This is a genomic window from Ensifer adhaerens, assembly GCF_020035535.1.
Lineage (GTDB): Bacteria > Pseudomonadota > Alphaproteobacteria > Rhizobiales > Rhizobiaceae > Ensifer.
In genome coordinates, this window is record NZ_CP083349.1 from 3,036,463 (window position 1) to 3,057,805 (window position 21,343).

25 protein-coding genes are annotated in these 21,343 nt (G+C 61.0%); 14 read left to right on the forward strand and 11 right to left on the reverse strand.

Features of this window, described 5'->3' with window-relative positions; all coding sequences use genetic code 11:
• Window positions 1-8: 8 nt before the first annotated feature.
• Both LAC81_RS14920 and hutC read right to left on the reverse strand, forming a co-directional pair.
• A complete protein-coding gene (locus LAC81_RS14920) occupies window positions 9-2,933 on the reverse strand; it encodes an aminotransferase (protein WP_223725425.1) in 2,925 nt (974 codons plus the stop codon).
• A gap of 115 nt (window positions 2,934-3,048) precedes the next feature.
• On the reverse strand, window positions 3,049-3,792 hold the full coding sequence (gene hutC, locus LAC81_RS14925) for a histidine utilization repressor (RefSeq protein WP_223725426.1): 744 nt from the start codon (window positions 3,790-3,792) through the stop codon (window positions 3,049-3,051).
• A 136-nt stretch (window positions 3,793-3,928) separates the two neighbouring features.
• On the opposite strand from hutC, the gene hutF reads away from it, so the two are divergent.
• The 6 genes from hutF (at window position 3,929) to LAC81_RS14955 (ending at window position 10,243) form a co-directional block, all read left to right on the forward strand.
• Entirely contained in the window at window positions 3,929-5,305 is a 1,377-nt protein-coding gene (gene hutF, locus LAC81_RS14930; protein ID WP_223725427.1) for a formimidoylglutamate deiminase, read from the forward strand.
• 36 nt (window positions 5,306-5,341) lie between these two features.
• Window positions 5,342-6,376 (forward strand): ABC transporter substrate-binding protein, encoded by a 1,035-nt coding sequence (locus LAC81_RS14935; protein WP_223725428.1) that lies wholly within the window; start codon window positions 5,342-5,344, stop codon window positions 6,374-6,376.
• Window positions 6,377-6,519: 143 nt separating this feature from the next.
• A complete protein-coding gene (locus LAC81_RS14940; RefSeq protein WP_113538675.1) occupies window positions 6,520-7,377 on the forward strand; it encodes an ABC transporter permease in 858 nt (285 codons plus the stop codon).
• Entirely contained in the window at window positions 7,370-8,197 is an 828-nt protein-coding gene (locus LAC81_RS14945; protein WP_223725429.1) for a quaternary amine ABC transporter ATP-binding protein, read from the forward strand. The genes LAC81_RS14940 and LAC81_RS14945 overlap by 8 nt, the downstream gene beginning before the upstream one ends.
• On the forward strand, window positions 8,190-9,671 hold the full coding sequence (locus LAC81_RS14950) for an HAL/PAL/TAL family ammonia-lyase (protein ID WP_223725430.1): 1,482 nt from the start codon (window positions 8,190-8,192) through the stop codon (window positions 9,669-9,671). Before LAC81_RS14945 ends, LAC81_RS14950 begins: the two co-directional genes overlap by 8 nt.
• Window positions 9,668-10,243, forward strand: coding sequence for a HutD family protein (locus tag LAC81_RS14955; RefSeq protein ID WP_223725431.1), 576 nt, complete (start codon window positions 9,668-9,670; stop codon window positions 10,241-10,243). The genes LAC81_RS14950 and LAC81_RS14955 overlap by 4 nt, the downstream gene beginning before the upstream one ends.
• 21 nt (window positions 10,244-10,264) lie before the next feature.
• Here the strand turns inward: LAC81_RS14955 and LAC81_RS14960 are convergent, their stop codons facing one another.
• Window positions 10,265-10,705: an acetyltransferase gene (locus LAC81_RS14960; protein ID WP_223725432.1), complete on the reverse strand. Its 441-nt coding sequence runs from the start codon at window positions 10,703-10,705 to the stop codon at window positions 10,265-10,267.
• 313 nt (window positions 10,706-11,018) lie between these two features.
• Here LAC81_RS14960 and LAC81_RS14965 point away from each other — a divergent pair, with 313 nt between their 5' ends.
• A complete protein-coding gene (locus tag LAC81_RS14965; RefSeq protein ID WP_162768803.1) occupies window positions 11,019-11,177 on the forward strand; it encodes a hypothetical protein in 159 nt (52 codons plus the stop codon).
• A gap of 84 nt (window positions 11,178-11,261) precedes the next feature.
• Here the strand turns inward: LAC81_RS14965 and LAC81_RS14970 are convergent, their stop codons facing one another.
• Window positions 11,262-12,197 (reverse strand): hypothetical protein, encoded by a 936-nt coding sequence (locus LAC81_RS14970; RefSeq protein ID WP_223725433.1) that lies wholly within the window; start codon window positions 12,195-12,197, stop codon window positions 11,262-11,264.
• 132 nt (window positions 12,198-12,329) lie between these two features.
• Between LAC81_RS14970 and LAC81_RS14975 the strand changes: the two genes are divergently transcribed.
• Window positions 12,330-12,743 (forward strand): hypothetical protein, encoded by a 414-nt coding sequence (locus tag LAC81_RS14975; RefSeq protein ID WP_223725434.1) that lies wholly within the window; start codon window positions 12,330-12,332, stop codon window positions 12,741-12,743.
• A 46-nt stretch (window positions 12,744-12,789) separates the two neighbouring features.
• On the opposite strand, the gene LAC81_RS14980 is transcribed toward LAC81_RS14975, so the two are convergent.
• On the reverse strand, window positions 12,790-13,002 hold the full coding sequence (locus tag LAC81_RS14980) for a hypothetical protein (protein ID WP_223725435.1): 213 nt from the start codon (window positions 13,000-13,002) through the stop codon (window positions 12,790-12,792).
• A gap of 307 nt (window positions 13,003-13,309) precedes the next feature.
• Here LAC81_RS14980 and LAC81_RS14985 point away from each other — a divergent pair, with 307 nt between their 5' ends.
• On the forward strand, window positions 13,310-14,128 hold the full coding sequence (locus LAC81_RS14985) for a toll/interleukin-1 receptor domain-containing protein (RefSeq protein ID WP_223725436.1): 819 nt from the start codon (window positions 13,310-13,312) through the stop codon (window positions 14,126-14,128).
• 69 nt (window positions 14,129-14,197) lie between these two features.
• Here LAC81_RS14985 and LAC81_RS14990 read toward each other — a convergent pair whose 3' ends face one another.
• Window positions 14,198-14,860, reverse strand: a complete 663-nt coding sequence (locus LAC81_RS14990; protein ID WP_223725437.1) for a hypothetical protein — start codon at window positions 14,858-14,860, stop codon at window positions 14,198-14,200.
• Window positions 14,861-15,031: 171 nt separating this feature from the next.
• Here LAC81_RS14990 and LAC81_RS14995 point away from each other — a divergent pair, with 171 nt between their 5' ends.
• Window positions 15,032-15,787, forward strand: coding sequence for a hypothetical protein (locus tag LAC81_RS14995; RefSeq protein WP_223725438.1), 756 nt, complete (start codon window positions 15,032-15,034; stop codon window positions 15,785-15,787).
• Between the two features lie 134 nt (window positions 15,788-15,921).
• Here LAC81_RS14995 and ligD read toward each other — a convergent pair whose 3' ends face one another.
• Window positions 15,922-16,917, reverse strand: coding sequence for a non-homologous end-joining DNA ligase (ligD, locus tag LAC81_RS15000; protein WP_223725439.1), 996 nt, complete (start codon window positions 16,915-16,917; stop codon window positions 15,922-15,924).
• Window positions 16,918-17,010: 93 nt separating this feature from the next.
• Between ligD and LAC81_RS15005 the strand changes: the two genes are divergently transcribed.
• Window positions 17,011-17,397, forward strand: a complete 387-nt coding sequence (locus tag LAC81_RS15005; RefSeq protein ID WP_223725440.1) for a hypothetical protein — start codon at window positions 17,011-17,013, stop codon at window positions 17,395-17,397.
• 6 nt (window positions 17,398-17,403) lie between these two features.
• Here LAC81_RS15005 and LAC81_RS15010 read toward each other — a convergent pair whose 3' ends face one another.
• The 4 genes from LAC81_RS15010 to LAC81_RS15025 all read right to left on the reverse strand — a co-directional run bounded on the left by LAC81_RS15010 (window position 17,404) and on the right by LAC81_RS15025 (window position 19,477).
• Entirely contained in the window at window positions 17,404-17,775 is a 372-nt protein-coding gene (locus tag LAC81_RS15010) for a DUF1515 family protein (protein WP_223725441.1), read from the reverse strand.
• Entirely contained in the window at window positions 17,775-18,014 is a 240-nt protein-coding gene (locus LAC81_RS15015; RefSeq protein ID WP_223725442.1) for a hypothetical protein, read from the reverse strand. The genes LAC81_RS15010 and LAC81_RS15015 overlap by 1 nt, the downstream gene beginning before the upstream one ends.
• A 120-nt stretch (window positions 18,015-18,134) precedes the next feature.
• Window positions 18,135-18,503: a DUF6527 family protein gene (locus tag LAC81_RS15020; protein ID WP_223725443.1), complete on the reverse strand. Its 369-nt coding sequence runs from the start codon at window positions 18,501-18,503 to the stop codon at window positions 18,135-18,137.
• On the reverse strand, window positions 18,503-19,477 hold the full coding sequence (locus LAC81_RS15025) for a peptidoglycan-binding protein (protein ID WP_223725444.1): 975 nt from the start codon (window positions 19,475-19,477) through the stop codon (window positions 18,503-18,505). Before LAC81_RS15025 ends, LAC81_RS15020 begins: the two co-directional genes overlap by 1 nt.
• A 163-nt stretch (window positions 19,478-19,640) precedes the next feature.
• On the opposite strand from LAC81_RS15025, the gene LAC81_RS15030 reads away from it, so the two are divergent.
• From LAC81_RS15030 to LAC81_RS38425, 3 genes are read left to right on the forward strand one after another with little or no spacing between them, the layout of a single operon-like run.
• Window positions 19,641-19,892, forward strand: a complete 252-nt coding sequence (locus tag LAC81_RS15030) for a hypothetical protein (RefSeq protein ID WP_223725445.1) — start codon at window positions 19,641-19,643, stop codon at window positions 19,890-19,892.
• On the forward strand, window positions 19,882-20,697 hold the full coding sequence (locus LAC81_RS15035) for a class I SAM-dependent methyltransferase (protein ID WP_223725446.1): 816 nt from the start codon (window positions 19,882-19,884) through the stop codon (window positions 20,695-20,697). Before LAC81_RS15030 ends, LAC81_RS15035 begins: the two co-directional genes overlap by 11 nt.
• A gap of 10 nt (window positions 20,698-20,707) precedes the next feature.
• Complete coding sequence (locus tag LAC81_RS38425) at window positions 20,708-21,337, forward strand: CatB-related O-acetyltransferase (protein WP_273700179.1); 630 nt, start codon at window positions 20,708-20,710, stop codon at window positions 21,335-21,337.
• Window positions 21,338-21,343: the final 6 nt, after the last annotated feature.

Consider the following 21,343-nt stretch of genomic DNA (forward strand, 5'->3'; position numbering starts at 1 on the left):
GATGCCTTTTACCAGCCCTCCTCCAGCACCCGCGCCAGCATGTCGGCGAAGAAGTCGGCGCTCTCCAGGCTGAGGCAGAGCGGCGGCTTGATCTTCAACACATTCAGGTGGTCACCGGTCGGCTGCATGATGACGCCGAGATCGAGCAGGCGATCGCAGATTGCCGCCGTCTCCTCCGCCGCCGGCAACAGCGTTTCCCGGTCGCGCACGAATTCGACGCCGAGATAAAGCCCCATGCCGTGTACGGCGCCAATCAGCGGGAAGCGCTGCCCCAGCGCTTCGAGCCGGGCCTTGAGGTGACCGCCGACGACACGGGCATTCTCCGGAAGCCGCTCCTCCGTCAGGATATCGAGCACGGCCTGGCCGACGACGGAGCTGACGGGACTGCCGCCCGAGGACGAGAAGAAGTACCCCTCCTTCTCCAGCGCGTCGGCGATCTCGCGGCGGGTGATGACGGCGCCGAGCGGATGGCCGTTGCCCATGCCCTTGGCGACCGTGATGATATCGGGCACGACGCCCTGCTCTTCGAAGCCCCAGAAATAATCGCCGAGACGGCCGTAGCCGACCTGCACCTCGTCGGCGATGCAAACGCCGCCACGTGCCCGCACCATGGCATAGACCGCGTCGAGATACCCTTTCGGCAGGGGGATGCCGCCGGCATTGCCGTAAACCGGTTCGCAGATGAAGCCGGCGAGCTTCTCATCCGAAGCGTCCAGTTCGGTCAGCTTGGTGACGACGGAGCGGACATAGCTGTGCGTCGTATCGGCACCGCGGAACTCGCCGCGATAGGTGTTGGGTGCGGTCACCGGATGCACCCAGGCCGGACGCGTCTCCAACGCCTGCGGATTGTCGGCGATCGAGGTCGACACCGCATCGCTGGCAACCGTCCAGCCGTGATAGGCCTCGAGCAGGCTCACGACATTGCGGGCGCCGGAATAGGCCCAGGCAAGCCGGAGTGCCAGGTCGTTTGCCTCCGAGCCGCTGTTGACCAGGAACACGGTATCGAGCCCCTCGGGCGCGAGCGCCGCGAGCCGCGTCGAGAACTCGGCGACGGACGCGTAATGGAAGCGCGAATTGGTGTTGAGCAGCGACCACTGCCGACCCACGGCAGAGGTCAGGCGCGGATGTCCATGGCCGAGGATCGTCACGTTGTTGACCATGTCGAGATAGCTGCGGCCCTCGACGTCGAAGAGATATTCCTTCCAGCCGCGTTCGATCTGCGGTGGTTTCAGGTAGTAGTTCTTCTGCGGCTTGGCGAAGTGCTGCTGCCGACGGGTCAGCAGCGCTTCGCTGTGCAGTTCCGGCGCTTCGCATTCGAAGCCGAGGATGCCGGCCGGCGACGGGCACAGGGCCTTCCAGGCCTCCGCCTGGTGCGGCATCGCAAAAAGCGGCGGGACGAGACCATGCTCGCGGCAGAGCTGGACACGGATCAGGCCGTAGGTCTGCTGCTCGCCCGATACGACGCCGAGCACTGCACCAGCTGCGGCGGTGTCCTCGACATCGCCGCTGGCTTCGACGCCTTCGAGGAACAGGCTCGCCTCGGCCCCTTCCAGAACCAGCAGTCCGTCCTGCCGGATGACGCGTCCCGCAAACGGGGCAACGATCTCGCGGCCCGCCTCCAGGCAGATGTCGACATGCAGCGCCAGCGTCGCGTCGGGCTTCGGCGACCGCAGTTGCGTTTCGGTCATCCGATATTCGCCGTAGCGGGTGGTCGCGACACCGATCGCATGGGCGGCGTGCTGCAGCAGCGAGATCGGCAGTCCCTGATGCTGCCAGCGTTCCTCCGGCAACAGCGGGCTGAGGATCGACAGGTCGATCTGGCGCACATCGGTCGGCCCAAGCCCCTGGATCAGGCTCTCTCCCGTGACAGGCGCCGATGCCGGAGCGAGCCCCGCCGTGGCCAGGATGGCGTGCTCCATCAGTGCCGACGGAACCGAAGTCGCAACGTCGAAGATCTCCCGCTCATGCGCGGCGTTACCCTCGACGTAAGCGTTGTCAGGCTCGCGGGAGAGCAGATGTTCGGAGCTCGCGACCAATACGGCGGCGCGGGCGACGATCAGCGGCCAGAGCGCCCTCAGCTCCACCTCGGTCAGCGGGCACGCGGCATGAAACGCCTTGACCGCCGGCAGGATGAACCACGGGTCACCGTCAGCGTGATGCAGCAGCGAGGCGCAGGTCACGGCAAGTTCGGCAACCAGCCACCCCTTGAGGATATCACCGAAATCGATCACCCCGTCCGGGATCGGCCGGCCGGATGCGTCGGGCTGGCTCACCACATTGTCGTCGGTCACATCGTGATGGATCGCCTGTATGCGCAGTTCCGCGGTGAGCGGCTGCAGACGCCGCATCGCGCCGACCATGATTTCGGCGATGCGCTTCTTGCGCTGCTGGTCCGGCATGTCGGCCAGGAGGTGAAGGACGACGGGACCGGCTCGGCGCAGGTCCCATTGCAGTTCGCGGTCAAGCCCGGGATGCTCGAAGTCCCGCAGCGCGGCGGCCAGCCGCCCGGCGAGCGCACCGAGCGCGGAAACGGCCTCACGTGAGAGATGCTTGCGCCGAGTCAGCGGTTCACCATCGAGAAAACTCAGCAAGCGGATCCGGTAGTCCTGGTCGCGGACGGTCACGCTCTCGATCGCCTCGCCCTTGAGCGAAGACACGACTTCCGCAACGCGCGCCGACGTCAGGCGATCGGAAAGATGCTGCAAGGCCGCATTCTGCGCCTCCAGTTCGAGCGGTCCGTATTCCGCGCGGCAGATTTTCAGCACATAGCGCCGCTCGCCGGTATCGATGCGATAGTTGCGGTCCTGCTGGCTGCCGAGCTCGCTGATCGTGCCTGACAGACCGTAGTGCTCGGCCAGCAACGCCCGCGCCTCTTCGGCACTGACATCGGGCCTGGGCAGCTCGGTGCGAAGCTTCAGCGCGTCCTCTACCATGATCTCGTCATCCTCCCATTCGGCGGTCGATCCCCCGAATCGACCGGAATAATGTCGAGATTAGAGCGGGATGAGGAAAAGATGTGCGGTTTTTCTGCCGAAGCCCGATCCCGATCTACTGCGACATGCCCTCAAGGCGATAGCGGGTGCCGGGATAGAGCAGACGCGCCGTCGTCACATTGGCCGCCTCCGACCAGGTGCGGCGCCGGATCATCAGACAGGGTTCATTGCGGTCGATGCCGAGCAGCTTGCATTCCCACAGCTGCGGCGACACCGCCTCGACGATCTGTTCGGTGCGCGTGATCGGCGCGACCGCGGTGAGATAGGCGTTCGGCGTCATCGTTCGGAAATCCTGCTCCAGATAGCGCGGGCAGGCCGCCGGATTGACGAAACGATCCTCGATCTGGATCGGCAGGCCGTTCTCCGAATGCACCATGATCGAATGGAAGACGCGCGCGCCGGTGGCAAGGCCAAGCGCATAACCGATCTCCGGCGTCACCACCTCTTCCTGAAGAAGCGTCATCAGCGACGTGTGGGTATGGCCGCGCTCATGAATTTCGTCGGCGATGTTGCGGACTTCCAGAAGCGCGGTGCTGCCCTTGTGGGCCGCGACGAAGGAACCAACGCCCTGCACCCGCGTGATCGCGCCCTCGGTTGCAAGCTCCCTGAGCGCCCGATTGGCGGTCATGCGGCTGACGCCGAGGTCGGCGACGATCTCGTTTTCCGAGGGGATGCGGTGATGGGCGGGCCACTCGCCGCTCTCGATACGGCTGCGGATGAACTGTTTGACCGCCTCGTAGCGCGGCACCGGACCATCCTCGAAGGCGGCCATATCGTTCCGTTTTCCCAGTGCCGCCATCGGTTCAAGCCCCGCCTTTCCAGAATGCCGAACAAATCATGCGCATTCGCCCAAGAATCTTTTCGTTCATTTCACGCTTGCGCGCCAGCGTAAAATATCTATAGTTCCATATACAACTACGTACAGGAAAATGCACATGGCTAGTTTTCCCGTCAACCGGATCTTTGCAGAACGGGCGCTCCTGCCCGGCGGCTGGGCCCAAAACGTCGCGATCTCGCTCGACCCATCGGGCCGGATTGCGATCGTCGAGACCGGCAGCACCGCCGCCGATGGCGACGAGCATGCGGCCGGGCCGCTGATCCCGGCAATCGCCAACCTTCATTCCCACGCCTTCCAGCGCGCGATGGCCGGCCTTGCCGAAGTGGCGGGCAGCGGCGACGACAGCTTCTGGACCTGGCGTGAGGAAATGTACCGCACCGTCGGGCTGGTAAACCCTGATGATGTCGAGGCGATCGCCGCCAAGCTCTACATGGAGATGCTGAAGGGCGGTTACGGCCACGTTGCCGAATTCCACTACCTGCACCACCAGGCCGACGGCACCCCCTATGCCGACCCGGCCGAGATGTCGCTGCGCATTCTCGCTGCTGCCAGCACGACCGGCATCGGCCTCACCCATCTGCCTGTTTTCTACGCCCACGCCAATTTCGGCGGCGTGGCGCCGAACGCGGGCCAGCGGCCGTTCCTGCATGATCCCGATCGCTTCCTGGCGCTGCTTGAGCGCCTCGAGCCGCTCTGCCGCGAAGCCGGCAACACGCTCGGCTACGCCATCCATTCGCTGCGCGCGGCGACGCCAGAGGAAATGCGCATCATCCTCGATGCCGCACCCGTTGCCGGCCCGATCCATATCCATGTGGCCGAACAGACCAAGGAAGTCGACGACAGCCTCGCCTGGAGCGGCCGCCGCCCGGTCGAGTGGCTGCTTGATGAAATGCCCGTCGACGAACGCTGGTGCGCGATCCACGCAACGCATCTGACGGAAACCGAACGGCAGCGCCTGGCCCGTTCCGGCGCGGTTGCCGGCCTCTGCCCCGCAACCGAAGCCAATCTCGGTGACGGCATTTTCCCGGCGGTCGATTTCATGGCCGAAGGCGGGGTTATCGGCGTCGGCACCGACAGCCATGTGGCGACCAGCGTTGCCGAGGAGTTGCGCCTGCTCGAATACGGCCAGCGCCTGCGCGACCGCCGCCGCAATCGGCTTGCCGCCGGGCCGGGCGCCTCGATCGGCCGAACCGTGTTCGACGCGGCGCTCAAGGGCGGCGCCCAGGCGGCCGGTCAGAAGGCTGCCGGCATCACCGTCGGCGCGCGCGCCGATTTCGTCGTGCTTGACGGCAGCAATCCCTACATCGCCGCCGCCACCGACAACCAGATCCTCGACCGCTGGCTCTTTGCGCTCGGCGGCGAGACTGTCCGCGACGTCATGGTCGCGGGCACGTGGAAGATCCGGAACGGACGCCACGACCGGGAGGACGATATCGACCGCGCCTTTGCGCGGGTGCTGATGAAACTGAAGTAATCGTCAAAGCCAAAAATCAAATCAGGGAACAGCTTAATGTCGATCAACAAACTGAAACTCACGCTAGCCGCAACCGGCCTCGTGCTCGCGGCCTCCACCGGCAACGCCAGCGCGTCCTATTGCGGCGACGGCAAAACCGTTATGTTCGCCGGCATCGACTGGGAAAGCGGTGCATTCATCACCGAAGTGATGAAGACCATTCTTTCCAAGGGCTACGATTGCCAGGTGGATTCGATCCCCGGCAACTCGGTGACGCTGGAACAGGCAACCGCCAACAACGACGTGCAGATCTTCGCCGAAGAATGGCTTGGCCGCTCGGACGTCTGGAACAAGGCGGTGGAAGAAAAGAAGGTCGTCGCGGTCGGCAAGACCTTCGTCGGCGCCAGCGAAGGCTGGTTCGTGCCGGAATACGTCATCAAGGGAGACGCCGCCCGCAATATCGAGGCCAAGGCGCCGGACCTGAAGAACGTCTCGCAGCTTTCCGATCCGAAGATCGTCGAGCTCTTCGCCGATCCGGAAGAGCCGAGCAAGGGCCGCTTCCTCAACTGCCCGTCGGGCTGGACCTGCGAGGGCGTCAGCTCCGCCAAGCTCGAAGCCTACAAACTCGGCGAAACCTATGTGAACTTCCGTCCGGGCACCGGCACGGCGCTCGATTCCGCCATCACGTCGGCCTACCTCCAGGGCGAGCCGATCCTCTTCTATTACTGGTCGCCGACCGCGATCATGGGCAAGTTCAAGCTCGTGCAGCTCGAGGAGCCGGCCTATAGCGAGGAATGCTGGAAGGAGCTTTCGAGCGCCAACGGCAAGCGCGAACAGGGCTGCGCCTTCCCGTCGGTCGACGTTTCCTACGGCGTCAACAGCACCTTCGCGCAGGAAGCCCCTGAAATCATCGCCATCCTCGAAAAGGCGACCTTCCCGCTCGAAGCCGTCAACGGCAGCCTCGCCTACATGGCCGACAACAAGGTCGATGCGACGGCAGCCGCCGCCGAATTCCTGAAGACCAAGGCCGACGTCTGGGGCAAGTGGGTTTCGGACGAAGCCCGCGGCAAGATCGAAGCCAGCCTGAAGTAATCGCGACATATCCCCGGCTCAGGCCTCGTCATCGCGTCCAACGCGACGCGTGAGCCTGAGCTGGCGAATGGCCACAATACCCGAGGCAAGCGCCGTCGGCGGCTCACCATGTCTGCTGGCAGCCCGAGCAAGGAACGCGTCCGATGTTTCCGGATTCTCTCAATCTCTCCATTCGCGGGCCGGTGAACGATTTCATCCAGGCGCTGGTCAGCGGTTATGGCTGGGTCTTCAAGGCGATCAGCGCCGTCATTCTGAAAGCCGTTCTGTTCATCGAATGGATCCTGCGCGGCCTGCCCTGGTGGGTCGTCATCCTCATCTTCATGGCACTTGCCTGGCAGAGCTCCAAGCGCTGGGGCCTGACGGTTGCCGTCGGCGTGCTTCTGTTCTTCGTCGGCGTGCTCGGCCTCTGGGATCTGACGATGCAGACGCTGGCCCTGATGCTGATGGCAACGATCGTCTCGGTCGTCATCGGCGTGCCGATGGGCATCTTCGTCGCCAAGAGCCGGACCGTGCGCAGCATCACCCTGCCGGTGCTCGACGTCATGCAGACGATGCCGAGCTTCGTCTACCTGATCCCGGCGCTGATGCTCTTTGGCCTCGGCAAGGTGCCGGCGATCCTCGCCACCATCATCTACGCCGTGCCACCGCTCATCCGCCTCACCGATCTCGGCATCCGCCAGGTCGATCATGAGGTTGTGGAAGCGGCGACCGCCTTTGGCGGCAGCCCCAACCAGATCCTCTTCGGCGTCGAGCTGCCACTCGCCACGCCGACAATCATGGCCGGCCTCAACCAGACGATCATGATGGCACTCTCGATGGTGGTCGTCGCGTCGATGATCGGCGCCCGCGGCCTCGGCGAGCAGGTGCTGAACGGCATCCAGACGCTCGACGTCGGCAAGGGGCTGGAAGCCGGCATCGGCATCGTCATTCTCGCGATCGTACTCGACCGCATCACGCAAGGCTTCGGCAAGAGCCGGACGGAGGATCCCCGCAATGGCTGATATCGAGATCCGCAACGTCTACAAGATCTTCGGGCAGGACGCGAAAGCCGCACTCGCCATGGCAAAAGAAGGGCTGAACAAGTCCGAGATTCTCGCCCGCTCCGGCTGCAGCATTGGCCTCAACAATGTCAGTCTCACCATCGGCGCCGGCAAGATCTTCGTGATCATGGGCCTTTCCGGCTCCGGCAAGTCGACCCTGGTGCGCCACATCAACCGGCTGATCGAGCCGACCAGCGGCGAGGTCATGTTCGACGGCAGCAACATCCTGACGCTGGATGCCAAGGCACTGCGCACTTTCCGCATGCACCGCGTCAGCATGGTGTTCCAGAGCTTCGCGCTGATGCCGCATCGCACCGTGCTGCAGAACGTCGTCTACGGCCAGCGCGTACGCGGCCTGCCCAAGACTGAGGCTCGCGACATCGGCATGAAATGGATCGAGACCGTGGGGCTCGCCGGCTACGACGCCAAATTTCCGCACCAGCTATCGGGCGGCATGAAGCAGCGCGTCGGCCTTGCCCGGGCGCTTGCAGCCGACACCGACGTGATCCTGATGGACGAGGCTTTCTCTGCGCTCGACCCGCTTATCCGCGCCGACATGCAGGACCAGTTGCTGCAACTGCAGCAGAACCTTTCAAAGACCATCGTCTTCATCACCCACGATCTCGACGAGGCGCTGCGCATCGGTTCGGAAATAGCCATCCTCAAGGACGGCCAGGTGGTGCAGGTCGGCACGCCGGACGATATTCTGGAACGGCCGGCCAACGATTATGTTGCCCGCTTCGTGCAACGCCGACAGGGACGACCGGAAGCCCATGAATGATAATGTAACCCTCGATGCGCCGCTGACCTGGAGGCAAATCGCGGCGGTGGCCAATGGCGCACCGCTCGCACTTTCCGACGCCGCACGGCAGCGCATCGTCCATGCCCGCAAGGTCGTCGATGCGCTCGTCGAGCGCGGTATCCGCGGTTACGGCATCAATACAGGCGTCGGCGCACTCTGCGACGTCGTCATCGACCGCGAAAACCAGCAGGCGCTGTCGCGCAACATCATCTTGAGCCACGCCTGCGGCGTCGGCTCGCCGCTCGCCCGGCCGGAGGCCCGCGCGGTGATGGCTGCCCAGATCGCCAACTTCGCCCACGGCTATTCCGGCGTGCGCGTCGAAACGGTCGAGGCACTGCTTGCGCTCCTGAACGCCAACCTCATTCCCGACATCCCCTCGCGCGGCTCCGTCGGGTACCTCACCCATGCGGCGGCGATCGGCCTCGTGCTGATCGGCCACGGCACCGTCGATGACGGCAAAAGCAAGATCGGCGGCGCCGAGGCGCTGGCGCGAGTTAGGCTAAAGCCGCTCACGCTTGAGGCCAAGGAAGGCCTGAGCCTCGTCAACGGCACGCCCTGCGCGACCGGACTTGCGGCGCTGGCGCTGTCGCGCGCCGCCCGCCTGTTCGACTGGGCGGATGCGGCAGCGGCCATGACCTACGAAAACCTCGGCAGCCAGGCCAACGCCTTTGCCGCCGCCCCGCTGGCGCTTCGCCGCTCGAAGGGTCTCGAAGAGGTCGGAGCCTCGCTGCGCGATTTTCTCGCCGGCAGCCCGATGCTGGCAGAAACCGCCGGCACCCGCACGCAGGATCCCTTGAGCCTTCGCGCCGTGCCGCATGTGCATGGCGCTGCACGCGATGCGTTCGCCCAGGTCGCCGAAGTGGTCGATCGCGAACTTGCAAGCCTCACCGACAATCCGGCCGTGTCCGGCACGCCTGAGGCGCCGGAGGTGCATTCACAGGCGCACGCGGTGGGTGCTGCCCTTGGCCTTGCCATGGACAGCCTGGCGGTCGCCGTCGCCGAGGTCGCGGCCATTTCCGAGCGCCGGATCGACCGGCTGGTCAATCCGCTGGTAAGCCGCCTGCCGGCCTTTCTCGCCGGCGACAGCGGCGTTTCCTCCGGCTTCATGATCGCACAATACACGGCAGCTTCCCTTGCCGCCGAAAACCGGCGGCTGGCCGCACCCGCAAGCCTCGACGGCGGTATCACCTCGGCGCTGCAGGAGGATATCCTCACCCATGCGACGCCGGCGGCTTGGAAGACGCTTGCGATCGCCGACAATCTCGAAACGATCCTTTCGATCGAACTGCTCGCCGCGGCGCAAGCCTACGACCTGCAGCCAAGAGGTCGCGCGGCGCGCACCGATACGCTCTACCAGCGCATCCGCTCGAAAATCCCCGCTTATGCCGACGACCGTCCACTGAACGGTGATTTCGCCCGCATGCGCACCTTGATCGAAGAAAGCACGCCATGAAGATTCTGCGCGCCAGCAACCACAAGCGCATGCCCTGGAAGAACGGTGGCGGCGAGACGGTGGAGATCGCCGTCTTTCCTGAGAGAGCTTTGCTCGGCGATTTCGACTGGCGTGTGAGCATGGCGACGGTCGCCAGCGACGGCCCCTTCTCCAGTTTCCCCGGCATCGACCGTACGCTCGCGATCCTTGAGGGCAAGGGCATGCGGCTGATGATCGAGGGCCGCGAACCGGTCCTGATGACCGGCGAGACCGCGCCGCTCCCCTTCCCGGCCGACGTGGCAACCTCGGCGACGCTCGTCGACGGTCCGATCGTCGATCTCAATGTCATGACAAGGCGCGGCAAGCTCGCGCATGAGGTCCAGCGCCTGACGATCGACGCCCCCGGTACGATCGAGGGCTCCGTAGAAACGACGCTGCTTCTCTGCCACGCCGGCGCGCTGCGGCTGACCGTGGCCGGCGAAGAAAGCGATCTCGCACCGGGTGACGCGGCGACCCTTCAGGGCCCGGCCGCTATCACCGTCGAGCCGGCATCGACGTCCATTCTCTTCGTGATCCGCATCGACGAGGCCTGATCCGCCGTCGGTGCATCGGCCTTATCCGCGGCTGAGATGCAGCAATGGATAGGGCCGGCCGGCGTCGTCGACCGGCGAGCGTCCCACGATTTCAAACCTCAGGCGCTGGTAGAACCCGACGCCGGACGCGTTCTGCTCGTTGACGTCGACCGTCAACACCGGATGCAGCGATATCGCATGTTCGACGAGCCGCCGGCCGACGCCACGGCCGCGCGCATCGGCATGGACGAACAGCGAGTCGATCTGTGCCCCGCTCATACCCATGAAACCGAGCGACTGATCGTTCTCGTCAGCCGCAATCCAGAACTCGGCAGCCGGCAGATACTGGTCGCGAACCATCACCTCGATGGCAGCGAAGTCCTCCGGCGTCAGGAAATCATGGGTGGCGAGAACGGCGCTGCGCCAAATCTCGAAGGTGCGCGGAAAATCGTCGGGACGAGAGGGGCGAATGGAAATGGTCATGCAACAATCACTTTGGAAATGGGACGCCGATGGGAATGGCGGCACTTCAGGTTCGGCCGAAGCAGTGCGTGGGGCGCGCCAGAGGTGAGAATGTCCGAACTTGAATCCCGTCCGGCAACAAGCGCGCACCTTAATCGAGAGCGCGCCGATCGCAAGCCATTTGGCCAGTCGTGCTTTTGAGGCAACCCGGTTAAGTTTTCGGTAACCATATCTCATGTTCCCCGGGGAACAGCACAATTGACGCCACACGATAGTCTGCATGTCACGGTTCTTAACCACACATCAACGAACGCAGGGACTGGAGGACAAGGACATGATCAAAACCGCTTTCGGCGTCAACGTCACCGTACTGGTCTTCTCGATCACCGTGATCGCCATCATGCACTTCGCCCTGTCCCAATATCGCGCAGCCGAAATCGCCAACATCGACCTGCCGGACTACACGACGATCACGTCTTCGATCAGCAGGTAATCGTTTCGGTTTCCGACAGTTGCTTCGGGAAACGGCTCTCAACCCGTTGCGATGAGCGCCAGCTTCCGACCGCTACCGCAAAGCTCAATTTCCGCCGACGCAATCCCAGAGCCTTGCAACCGCGGCCGGCGCGCCTTTCAAGTCGACCCTGACCTCAGCGTTACCGAGACGGAGCATGAGTTGGACGCTTTGCTCGATTGGCGCCTGGAAGCCACCTTCCTCACTCCCGCTTCGCACGACCAGTTGCTGCGGCGTGAGAACCTCGACACTGACTGCGGAATAAGGCTTGCCATCGAAAAGCAATTCGGCGTTCGGAGGCGTCTCAGTCTTGAATGACCAGGCTTCGTTGTAAAATCCAAGATCAAATGCCTCGTTGACGTTCGCATAGACCATGAAGGTCGTCGCTCCATCGGTGTCTCGCGACATCACGCAGCCATTTGCGCTGTCGCCCTTCAGGCGCGCACCACTCCAAACGCCGAACTTGAAAGCGCGATCCGCGTCCTTGGCAGTCTCCTCGATCCCATAGTTCAGGAGCTTCGGCGGCGTGCCATCCGTCCTGAATTGCAGGACGTAGGCACCTTTCTCGGCATCAATACCTTCGCATTTGGTCGTCGCCGGCCCTTTAAACGGATTCTCGTAGAAACATCCACCGCTCACCTCTTTCGAGCTTATGGGCTCGCCGTCCTTGCCGCGGTTCACGATGACCTTGTCGACACTCTGCAGCTGGCTGTCGGCATTCGGCTTTTCACCTTCGATGCCGCTAAAGGTAATGGCGCCGCCAGAGCCGATATTCACGGTGAAGCCCGTCCGGCCAGTGCGGTAGATAGACTGGATAAGCCGACCGACGCAGGTTGCCGTCAGGTCTTCGCCGGCAACGACCAAACGCTCGCAGGTGCCGGTCACCGTCGCCACGCCAGTCAGGTCGCCCATGCCTTGCGCGGCGGCCGGCAGACCGACTAGGCCGCCCGCCATCACGGTTGCGGCCATCAGACCGGAACGGAGGCTGGCCGTCGCACGCATTCTCATCTCCATAAATCGCTCGAATATCCACGGTTGCAATTCAAGCTATAAAGCATTTGGCTGATCCGCCAGTGCCGTCAGCGCCCGTATGAAGTGGATTGAGCGATGGATTATGATACGGAACGCTGATCGATGAACCCGTGCTCGGAAGAAGCGCGAGCAGAACGTGCAGAAAGGCCAGACAAAATGACGGATCCGCAAAGCGAGCTGAAGCTCAGTGCCTTCAAGTTCCACGAACAGGCGGTCCGCGCATCCGTCGGCAGCAAACAGCTGACACTCGACGCCCTCGAACTCGGCGGAGAAATCTTGGTCGTTCTGACATGGCTCGGCAATTCCGAGAAGGGCATGCGCAAACCCGAATATGTCCTGCCCTTGAGCGCGGTGGCCCATCAGGAACTGGGCAACGACCCGGACGCAAAATACAAATGGGCCATCGCCACGCCGTTGCCCCAATCGCTTTTCGACGGCACCGCATCACGGCCGTTCAGAAGGCAGTTCGGAGTCAAGAGCGGGCCGGCTCTGACATTGCCGCTGGAAATCAAGTAACCGTGAAGTGGCACCAAAGCTGCCGGCATCGATGATTCTGAAGGCCCTATCTCGCCTTGGGTACGTCATTCGGGAATATGGCGTGAGCAAGAGGGATAAGCCATGCATCGACCAATGCCTCGCCTGTCTTCGTCATTTGCCATCGGTCGTTTTGCCAGATGAGATGACCTTCCGCTTCGAGAGCTTCCGATATGGTGCATCTGCGGCAAACCAAGCGCTTGAAGTAGATGTCGATTAGTCGGGAGAGTTGTGCTGTCATTTAGACCTCCAGTGTTGTCTGGAAGGTCTGATAGCGCTTGAAAGGTTGCCGTCGCCAATCGACGCCGAGGATCGCTTTTTTGTAGATCGAAAATTCTAAAAGCCGGTGTCAAAAAATCAGAAACGCGTGGCGCGCTACAGCGGCAACAATCAGAGGAAGAAATGGTAGCGGAGGACCGTCTCACGCCATCCCCCCGTTTCTCAATCAGGCGATTGGTCGCATGATTGGCGGTCCCGAGCGCGGCTTGAGTACCGGTACCGATTTCTGATAACTGGTGCCCAGTTGAGGCAACTCTGGGGAGGTACCGTTGACCGGCAAAGTGATTTTTCTATCCCATATTCATCAAGAGAGTAAGTTGGCAGTCGAATTCAAGACAGCCATCGAGGATGAATTCAGCGGGTTCGTAGACGTCTTTGTCTCTTCTGACGGCACATCGATTCCCGCGGGAGCAAATTTTCTCAATCGAATTGAGCAGGGTCTAGTTGCTTGCGTCGGCGCGATCTATCTTATCAGCCCGAATTCGGTAAATCGAAACTGGATAAACTTTGAACTTGGGGCAGTATGGATCCGGAATGCTATTGATATTGCCTCGGGGAAACAGCCAATTCCTGCAATACCGATCTGCCACTCTGGTATCAAACCTTCCGCTCTACCGATCCCCTTGAACAACCTCAACGCTATCGTTGGAACCGAAGCCTCCCAAATCGAAAGCGCATTTCGCTCACTACAGACAGCAGTTGGCGCCAAGGGAAGACTGAAAACCGACTTCGACGCGCTGGCCGCTGCGGCAATCTTGTTCGAGCGCAATTACACCCTTGGCGACAACATTGCGAAGATGATGGCGTTGGGAGTGGAGAAAAATCAGCGCAATGTTGCTATCGACTTCGCGAGATCCAACGCAAATTCTTCATCCATTACAATGAACTTTGCCGACCTGGATATGCCGAGCGTCGACGAGATAATCAGAATGGAAAAAGGCGTTCTCAAGGGTATTATTTCTACTAAGATTAATGGATCCGGGATCGGCTTTGGCTCGGCAGGAACACGTAATATCGCGAACTTAGAAGTATCGGTCGATCCGAAATTGATCATTGAATTTGCTGAGATGATCAGAAACGCAGCATAGGTAGCGTGGACCGCCATACGCGATCCCCCATATATTTCATTTGGCCGTTTCGACGCCTAGCTGACCAACTTACGGTGCGACTTGGATGGACCACTGATCCATCAGCGTAAACATGTTCGGACCCTCAATCCTGCGACGTAACGGCCGCTTGTTACGCCGATGAATCATTATGAGGTCGAGAGGAAAGCCTACCTCGATGGGATAGCTTGCCATCTTCTTAAGAGTCGTCTGGAACGCCCAAAGGTCAGCAGGAAGTCGATTGCCTTGAATTAGTGCTTGCGCTGTTTCAGTTGCGATCGCTTGCGCTACCTCGGTATTCGTACCGAGCCCTGTGACAAAGCCGGGCTCATCTTTAACTAGATACTGATCGAGCCCAGGGGCATTTACAAAATATGTCGGTCGCCTAGACTTGAACCCGGCGGCCAGGCTGAAGACGTTTTGTGGGGTGATACGCTCTGCAAGCGCCTGCGCAATGTAGCGCTCATTCACCTCTATCGAACCCTTGACGATAGCGTCATTTAGATCCTTCAGGTCACCAACCCGGGGCAACTTGGGCTCAATTTCATCATTCGCAGTCGAATACCCTCCAGTCGCCCATGCCGCACGATCTCGCCAGATGCGAATTTTGTCTACTGGCACTGATTTGATCTGCCGAGTCGCGACCGTGTGCGAGCGCGTATCGGCCGCCAAAACAACGGCATCGACACCCGTTACAGCCAATAGAATTGTCATCTTGTTCCTAAACTGCGCTGGTAACCGAAAGAAGCGTGCAACGCGACGCCTCAATCAGTCACCTTATATTTCTAGCCGGCAACCGTGCAAGGCGGAGCATGTCCCACATTGTCGTGCGGATGAGCTGATGGCAATGTACGCCTAACCAAAACAAAGTGGAGCGCGATAGCAATGCTGTTGGAATGGACGCGTCCAGGTACCTTCATCGGAAGCAGGCTCCGTCAAAAGACCGATATGGAGCACCGTCAGGATCGCGAAGCGCAGCAACACTTCCGTCGCATAGAAGAAAGCCTCATTGACGCGAATATTTGTATGAACTTTTACAAAGAAGCGGAGAGAAATAGCTGGGGGTCTGAAGCGGAAGCAGACCAACCGGCAGCCTCAAACGAGTTCGACGCCGAGCATGGTCCGGTCGCGTCTCACACTCAGGCGGGAAGTGAGCGATATGCCGAAGTACTCGCGGCATCAACACGGCGACGATGGGACGAAGGTCAGCTTCCTGATAGTCACAAGAATAGATTGGTCCATATTTATGCCCAAGCTTTCATATCCGCTATCGATATGTTCGGTCGACTCTTGGAGCAGACCATACCTCCAGACGGCAAGGAACAAGCGCTTTCTGAAATCGTGGACGAATTTAGGTCGAATCATCCTCACGTTCGTGGTGTTCGAAATACCATCCAGCACATGGATGAACGGTACAAAGGACTGAAGCGCGAAAGAGGTAGACTGTCGCCAATAAATCTTCAGGAGGGAATGCTAATGCTTTCTATGCCGACAAGCGAGACCTATGGTGGAACGATGGACAACGGCGCCTATGGTCAAGTGGAGATTTCCTTCTACACTCTTCTATCGATGCGTGACGCATTGATCAAACTGTACGACCTATACGAATGGGATCTACAGCCGCACCCTATGCCAGACTAATTGGCAAGCGATGTCATTGGCATAAATCTACACTAAGAATGGCAACCGGAGGCGGGCCACCTGAAGTGGCCGAAATCAATTACTTACGCGAAGGCTGGACACTCACATGTCCAGCCTTTTCATTATGTTTTTTCTCAAGAGTGTCCAGCCTCCGCGACCCTGATTTCATAGACTTCAGCCGGCCCTTCCATCTCCCGCACGCCCTTGAACGAAGGATGCCGGAGCTTTCCGTCTTGCGTCCACGCGCGATACTCGATGTCTGCGACGAGCATGGGCCGACAGAAGAACGGTCCCTTGCGAGCCAGCGTGACCGCCGGCTTGTCGGCAGGGATCGAATTGAGAACTTCGCGAAGCATCGCCGACTCCTGATAGGTCCAGCCTGTTCCGCACCCACCGACGTAGACGAACCCATCTTCCTTTCTCGCCGCCAGCAGCAGCCTGCCGATCGCTCCAGGCAAAGATGACGGCTCGTAACCGACGATCAGAAATGCATCTCGACGTACGCATTTGATCTTGAGCCACTCTGGCCGGCGACCTGACCGATAGGGCGCATCCCGACGCTTGGCGATGATGCCTTCGAGGCCGAGATCGCAAGCAACGCGGAAGAATTCCGCGCCATCGGCGTCGACCTCCTCAGAAAGGCGGATCGCCCCGTCGCGGCCGACCAGAAGCTGCTCGAGATGATGCCGGCGTTCGGCGTAAGGCAGCCTGCGCAGGTCGCGGCCGTCGAGATAGAGGAGATCGAAAGCGAAGAGGAGGATTTCGCCGGGGCCGTGCACACCCGGCCGGCGCCCGAGGGCGCGCTGCAGCAAGCCGAAGTCGGATCGGCCCTTCTCGTCGAGCACGACGGCCTCGCCGTCAATGATCGCAGTGGTGGCGCCAAGGGTTGGCGCATCTGCTGCAATGGAGGGGAAGCGGTCAGTCCAGTCATGGCCGCCGCGCGTCAGGATGTGGATCCGACCGGGCTCGATATGGAGCGCTGCGCGATAGCCGTCCCATTTCACCTCGAAAGCCCAAGCGGGGCCCGCGGGCGGCTTGTCGACCAGCGTTGCGACACAAGGATCTACGCGGATCGGCATCGGATCTGCCGTCAGCGCTGGAGGCGGTTTCTGCTTCACGGTTCTGGCCATGCGGCCATTAACGCACAGTTCCGCGAAATCGTCTCATTGACTCTTGCGCCAATGAGAACACATTAGGAACAAAATCCCATCGGAGCGGAGACCGTGACAGAAAAGATCGAACTCAAATATCGCTGGCGACGGCTGCCGGATGACCCGGAAACCCTCTTCCATGGCGACGACGGCGACCGTCGCATGGGCCGCGTCGAGAAAGGCGTCACTGGAAGCCACTATCTGTGGTTCATGAACTTCCAGCATGGTGTCAACGATCCCGCCATCGCCGTTACCTTGAACGGCGCCGCCGAGAGCGCGAGAGAAGCCGCAGCAGCCTGCGAGCGCTGCTATGAGGCCGTATTGAATGCCACATGGCCAGGAATGACGGTGGCACTGCGCGACCGCCTTCTGGGGCACGAGCAGGACATGAAGGATCGCAAGGCGCAGTGGGAAAGAGAGAAGCGCCGAGAGGAGATCGGCTTGACGGTTATCCGCTAGAAACGGTCAGACCTTTCCGATGATGACGAACACGATCCGCCGGATGGCCTCGGCGAAACTCACGCCCAGCGCCATAGCGGCAATACCGGTGACGCCGAGCGCGCCGATACCCATCAACTTCCAGCGCTTCACGTCGTCGGTAACTGGCTTCATCTCCGAGACGTCTTCCCCGATCGTGGCAACTGATGCCTCGACGTGTCCGACACGGTCGACAAGCTGATCCATGCGCTGATGCACGGCGGCGCGGCTGGTCGCCGCCTTGTCTTCCGCCCGCATCGATCCTTCTTCTAAACGCCGAATAGATTCCTGCAGGCTCCGCATGCCTGCCACCAGCTCGCCGAGCTGGCGATGTACTGCCGCATCTTCAGATGGCGCCATTAGCCCCGTACCCCGTGCCTCTCACATTCCGCCTTTGTCCAAACCGTCGCGGCGCAAACGCCGACGACGGTCCGGTCAATCTTCCGCTGATCTTCCGGCGTCGCCCCTCGCGCACCGATTAGATCAGTGCCGACCACCCGCCGCAGGCCGTCGACACTTGCCGGCGCGGAAGTCCCACAGCCCTGGAGGGCAAAGGTCAAAGCGAGAGCGGACATCGTCCGCAGTGCGACCAGCTTCATTGTTCTGCCTTTCGATGGAGGTTCTGACATCGTCGCCGCCTCGCCAGTAGATCCAGAGGAGAAAGCTGGCGACGGTTGCAAGCGCGGCTACAGCCGCAATAGCGCGTGGCGTAGTGAACATCACGCATCCTCCCAATCCGGGATCTCGACAGTCTGGCCGGCCAGTTCATGCGTGCAGTCGCCAAGAAACTGGATGCGGCCATCCGTCACGAAAGAGTGGCAGACCGAGCACTTGAATGGGGCCAGGCCATCAGGATGTTCGGCGTTGTAGGTACACCAGCAACTCTTGCCTTCCTGACCGGGCACATAGTGTCCGGAGCGGACCAAGACAGACGGCGTGAACGTCGGAAGTTCCGGGTCTCCGTTGTAACCCCAGCGTGGCCCAGGCCCTTCGCCGATACAGACCTGATGAGCGCCGTCGCAGCCAGGACACCAAAACATGAGCCGGCCGCCTTCGACGCTTCGGAGCTTTTTTGAGAGAGCAGCCATCACGCCATCCTCTCAACCTGTTTCGCGACCGCCTTCCGGTCGGCGTTCTTCCGCCAATAAAGGAAGCCGGCGATGCCGCCGAGAGCGAGGAGAAGGATCAGCAGGTTCTGCCAGGGAATCCCACCGATCGCGGTGAGGATCGACGCGCCGCCGCCGCTGACGGCCGGGACGATGACCTCTTTCGACTTCCACCACGGCGCATCGAGGCTCGGCGGCGTCACCGGGACGGGAACCGGTACCGGCTTCTCCTCGGTCACCGGCGCTACCTTAACCTCCGGCCTGGCAGCCTCGCCCGGTGTGAGCGCTACAAGCGCCTTGTGCATGGCGGATCGCGTCTTCGGGCCAACGTCGCCGTCAACATCGAGGCGCTGATCAGCCTGGAACTGCCGAACATTGTCGGCGCGATAACCGAGAAGGACGAGCGAGATCCGCGCGAGTCGGTCGAAGCGGTCGGCCAGACCATTCTTCCCACCGTTGATCTTCTTCGTGATCGTCTCGGCGTCGCCCTCATCGGCCCAACGGTTCAGTCCACGGGTGTCCCAGTAAAACAAGGGGACGAGCCCTTCCCAAGGGTCGGTGTTGACCGCTTCCGGATCCTTAACGAAGTCCGGGCAGGCCAAACCGGCAGCGCAGCACCAATCTCGGAACTGGCGATAGTTGTCCTTGCCGGTCAACTGCATGCCGGTACGGCCGCGATAGAGATAGCCGTCGCCATCCTTTTCCGGCGTGTTGCCGAGATCAGGGCGAGTGTCGTAACGCTGCTGCGCCGGCGTCGGCCCCCAGATTTCGCGATCGTACCTGAAGTCGCCGCTTTCGTGCATCAACTGCGCGAAGTACTGGGCGAGCCGGTGCGGTCGATCCATCCCGAACTTGCTGCCGTATTTGTCCAGAGCCACAAGCACGGACGCAAGGTTGCTCTCGTTCACTTTGCCCTTCGAGGCATCGCGAACCTGCTGAGCGGTGATGACATTCATCGGTTACTCCTGATTGTTGTTGGGGGGGGGTGGCAGGCAACGAGATTAGGCGACGGGAAGAGTTTTCCCCGGCCACGTGGCTCACCTTTGTTGTTTGAGATAGGCTCGTTGCCTACGGATTGAGGTCCGTGCTACGGGACAACCAGCCAAGGGAGGGAAAGAGATGTACGTAAAAGCACTCACACCTGAGGAAGAGGGCATGGAGCTAATCAACGAGACGCCGGAAGCTTTGCGCTACCGCGGCGCTGACGGACGAACTGCTACCGTGTTCAAGAGCCACGACATGGGGCCGTCTGAATACGACTATGATCCGAATAAGGCCGAAACCGCTCGCACTGCCTCTCCAAGCGATCAGCCGATCGTTTACGAAAATCACGACATGGGCCCATCGGCCGGAGACTATGATGCAAACTGAATTTTCTAAGCTTACGGATGACCAGTGGTTTGACAAAGTCATCGGCAAGGATGGCCCTGCCCTGTTCGGCCTTCCTGAAGATCGCATTCAGATCAGCACCACCGGGCGAGCCGGAGAACCAGTTCTCCGTGATGGTTTTCGGTTCTATCAGTTCGCCCGCAGGATGCTGCAGGAACATGGCAACGGTCTGAGTGAGGACACTGCCGTTATGGACTTTGGCTGCGCCTGGGGCCGTATCCTTCGGTTCTGGCCCCGCGATATCCAGGCGAAGAACCTCTTCGGCTTTGAAGTTCAAGAGCGCTTGCTGGACTACGCCCGCCAGCAAGTGCCGGCTGCAACGTACCGTGTCAGCCAGACGCGGCCGCCGCTTCCGAACAACGGCCAGAAATTTGACCTGATCTATGCGTTCTCGGTCTTTTCCCATCTGCCGGAAGCGCTGACCAACGAGTGGATCGAAGAGTTTTCCAAGGTGTTGAAGCCGGGCGGCATCGCATGCCTCACCACCCGACCGCGTGCTCACATCGAGATAGCCGGGACGGCTGCAAGCAAGGGCGCCCATTCGAGTTTCTATGCTGGCCTGATCACTGACAAAGACGAAGCTCTCGCCAGCTACGACAAGGGAAACTTCATCTTCTATCCGGCAGATGGTGGCGGCTCCCTCAGTGCTGCCGATTATGGCGAAGCCATCATCCCGCTAGCCTATGCCGAAGCCAACTGGTCTCAGCACCTTGAGGTATTGGGGTTCTTTGAGAGGTATTCGGAAACCTACCTCCAACCGTGCTTCGTGCTCAGAAAGCCGCGTTGAGTTTGTGTAAATGACCCCGAAAGCAGTATTCCCCGCCCACGCGGCAACCAAACTCCAGCTCGCCAAGGTTATCCCGCCCTACATGAAATTCGTGTGCGGCGATTACACATATGGAGCCCCGCGGCTCCTGACCACGAAGGACGACGCGCCCCGCATTCTGTCCATAGGCAACTACTGCAGCATTGCTGAGGAAGTGACGATGTTCGTCGGCCGATTTGGCATCCACAAGATGGAAACCCTGACAACGTTCCCGTTGGGAATGTCCCTGCCAGGCCATGATCTGAAGGCGCTCGGCGGACTGAACACCCAGAAGCTTCCCGACAACCTGGACCTGATCATCGGCAACGATGTCTGGATAGGCTATCGAGCGATCATAAAGGCAGGTGTTACGATCGGAACCGGCGCTGTGATTGGCGCCGGCGCCATCGTGACGAAGGACGTTGCCCCTTACTCGGTCGTTGCCGGCTCGCCAGCCCGCCACATCAAATATCGGCATGAGGAGCATATCCGAGCAGGTTTACTGGAGAGCGGATGGTGGGAATACACGCCTGACGAATTGGCCGGTATTTTGGGCGATGTAACCCTGAGCACCGACATGGAAAAGATAGTCAAGCGTTTGCGCGATCACAAAAACCCATAGGTAGGT

What these genes read in the sequence shown, in the direction of transcription:
- LAC81_RS15015 (WP_223725442.1), bottom strand. Translation starts at nt 18,014, where the DNA reads ATGAAGCTGGTCGCACTGCGGACGATGTCCGCTCTCGCTTTGACCTTT.
- LAC81_RS15035 (WP_223725446.1), top strand. Translation starts at nt 19,882, where the DNA reads ATGCAAACTGAATTTTCTAAGCTTACGGATGACCAGTGGTTTGACAAA.
- LAC81_RS14950 (WP_223725430.1), top strand. Translation starts at nt 8,190, where the DNA reads ATGAATGATAATGTAACCCTCGATGCGCCGCTGACCTGGAGGCAAATC.
- hutF (WP_223725427.1), top strand. Translation starts at nt 3,929, where the DNA reads ATGGCTAGTTTTCCCGTCAACCGGATCTTTGCAGAACGGGCGCTCCTG.
- LAC81_RS15030 (WP_223725445.1), top strand. Translation starts at nt 19,641, where the DNA reads ATGTACGTAAAAGCACTCACACCTGAGGAAGAGGGCATGGAGCTAATC.
- LAC81_RS14965 (WP_162768803.1), top strand. Translation starts at nt 11,019, where the DNA reads ATGATCAAAACCGCTTTCGGCGTCAACGTCACCGTACTGGTCTTCTCG.
- LAC81_RS14945 (WP_223725429.1), top strand. Translation starts at nt 7,370, where the DNA reads ATGGCTGATATCGAGATCCGCAACGTCTACAAGATCTTCGGGCAGGAC.
- LAC81_RS15025 (WP_223725444.1), bottom strand. Translation starts at nt 19,477, where the DNA reads ATGAATGTCATCACCGCTCAGCAGGTTCGCGATGCCTCGAAGGGCAAA.
- LAC81_RS14970 (WP_223725433.1), bottom strand. Translation starts at nt 12,197, where the DNA reads ATGCGTGCGACGGCCAGCCTCCGTTCCGGTCTGATGGCCGCAACCGTG.
- LAC81_RS14960 (WP_223725432.1), bottom strand. Translation starts at nt 10,705, where the DNA reads ATGACCATTTCCATTCGCCCCTCTCGTCCCGACGATTTTCCGCGCACC.
- LAC81_RS15010 (WP_223725441.1), bottom strand. Translation starts at nt 17,775, where the DNA reads ATGGCGCCATCTGAAGATGCGGCAGTACATCGCCAGCTCGGCGAGCTG.
- LAC81_RS14935 (WP_223725428.1), top strand. Translation starts at nt 5,342, where the DNA reads ATGTCGATCAACAAACTGAAACTCACGCTAGCCGCAACCGGCCTCGTG.
- LAC81_RS14995 (WP_223725438.1), top strand. Translation starts at nt 15,032, where the DNA reads ATGCTGTTGGAATGGACGCGTCCAGGTACCTTCATCGGAAGCAGGCTC.
- hutC (WP_223725426.1), bottom strand. Translation starts at nt 3,792, where the DNA reads ATGGCGGCACTGGGAAAACGGAACGATATGGCCGCCTTCGAGGATGGT.
- LAC81_RS14990 (WP_223725437.1), bottom strand. Translation starts at nt 14,860, where the DNA reads ATGACAATTCTATTGGCTGTAACGGGTGTCGATGCCGTTGTTTTGGCG.
- LAC81_RS14980 (WP_223725435.1), bottom strand. Translation starts at nt 13,002, where the DNA reads ATGACAGCACAACTCTCCCGACTAATCGACATCTACTTCAAGCGCTTG.
- ligD (WP_223725439.1), bottom strand. Translation starts at nt 16,917, where the DNA reads ATGGCCAGAACCGTGAAGCAGAAACCGCCTCCAGCGCTGACGGCAGAT.
- LAC81_RS14920 (WP_223725425.1), bottom strand. Translation starts at nt 2,933, where the DNA reads ATGGTAGAGGACGCGCTGAAGCTTCGCACCGAGCTGCCCAGGCCCGAT.
- LAC81_RS15020 (WP_223725443.1), bottom strand. Translation starts at nt 18,503, where the DNA reads ATGGCTGCTCTCTCAAAAAAGCTCCGAAGCGTCGAAGGCGGCCGGCTC.
- LAC81_RS14940 (WP_113538675.1), top strand. Translation starts at nt 6,520, where the DNA reads ATGTTTCCGGATTCTCTCAATCTCTCCATTCGCGGGCCGGTGAACGAT.
- LAC81_RS14975 (WP_223725434.1), top strand. Translation starts at nt 12,330, where the DNA reads ATGAACCCGTGCTCGGAAGAAGCGCGAGCAGAACGTGCAGAAAGGCCA.
- LAC81_RS38425 (WP_273700179.1), top strand. Translation starts at nt 20,708, where the DNA reads ATGACCCCGAAAGCAGTATTCCCCGCCCACGCGGCAACCAAACTCCAG.
- LAC81_RS14955 (WP_223725431.1), top strand. Translation starts at nt 9,668, where the DNA reads ATGAAGATTCTGCGCGCCAGCAACCACAAGCGCATGCCCTGGAAGAAC.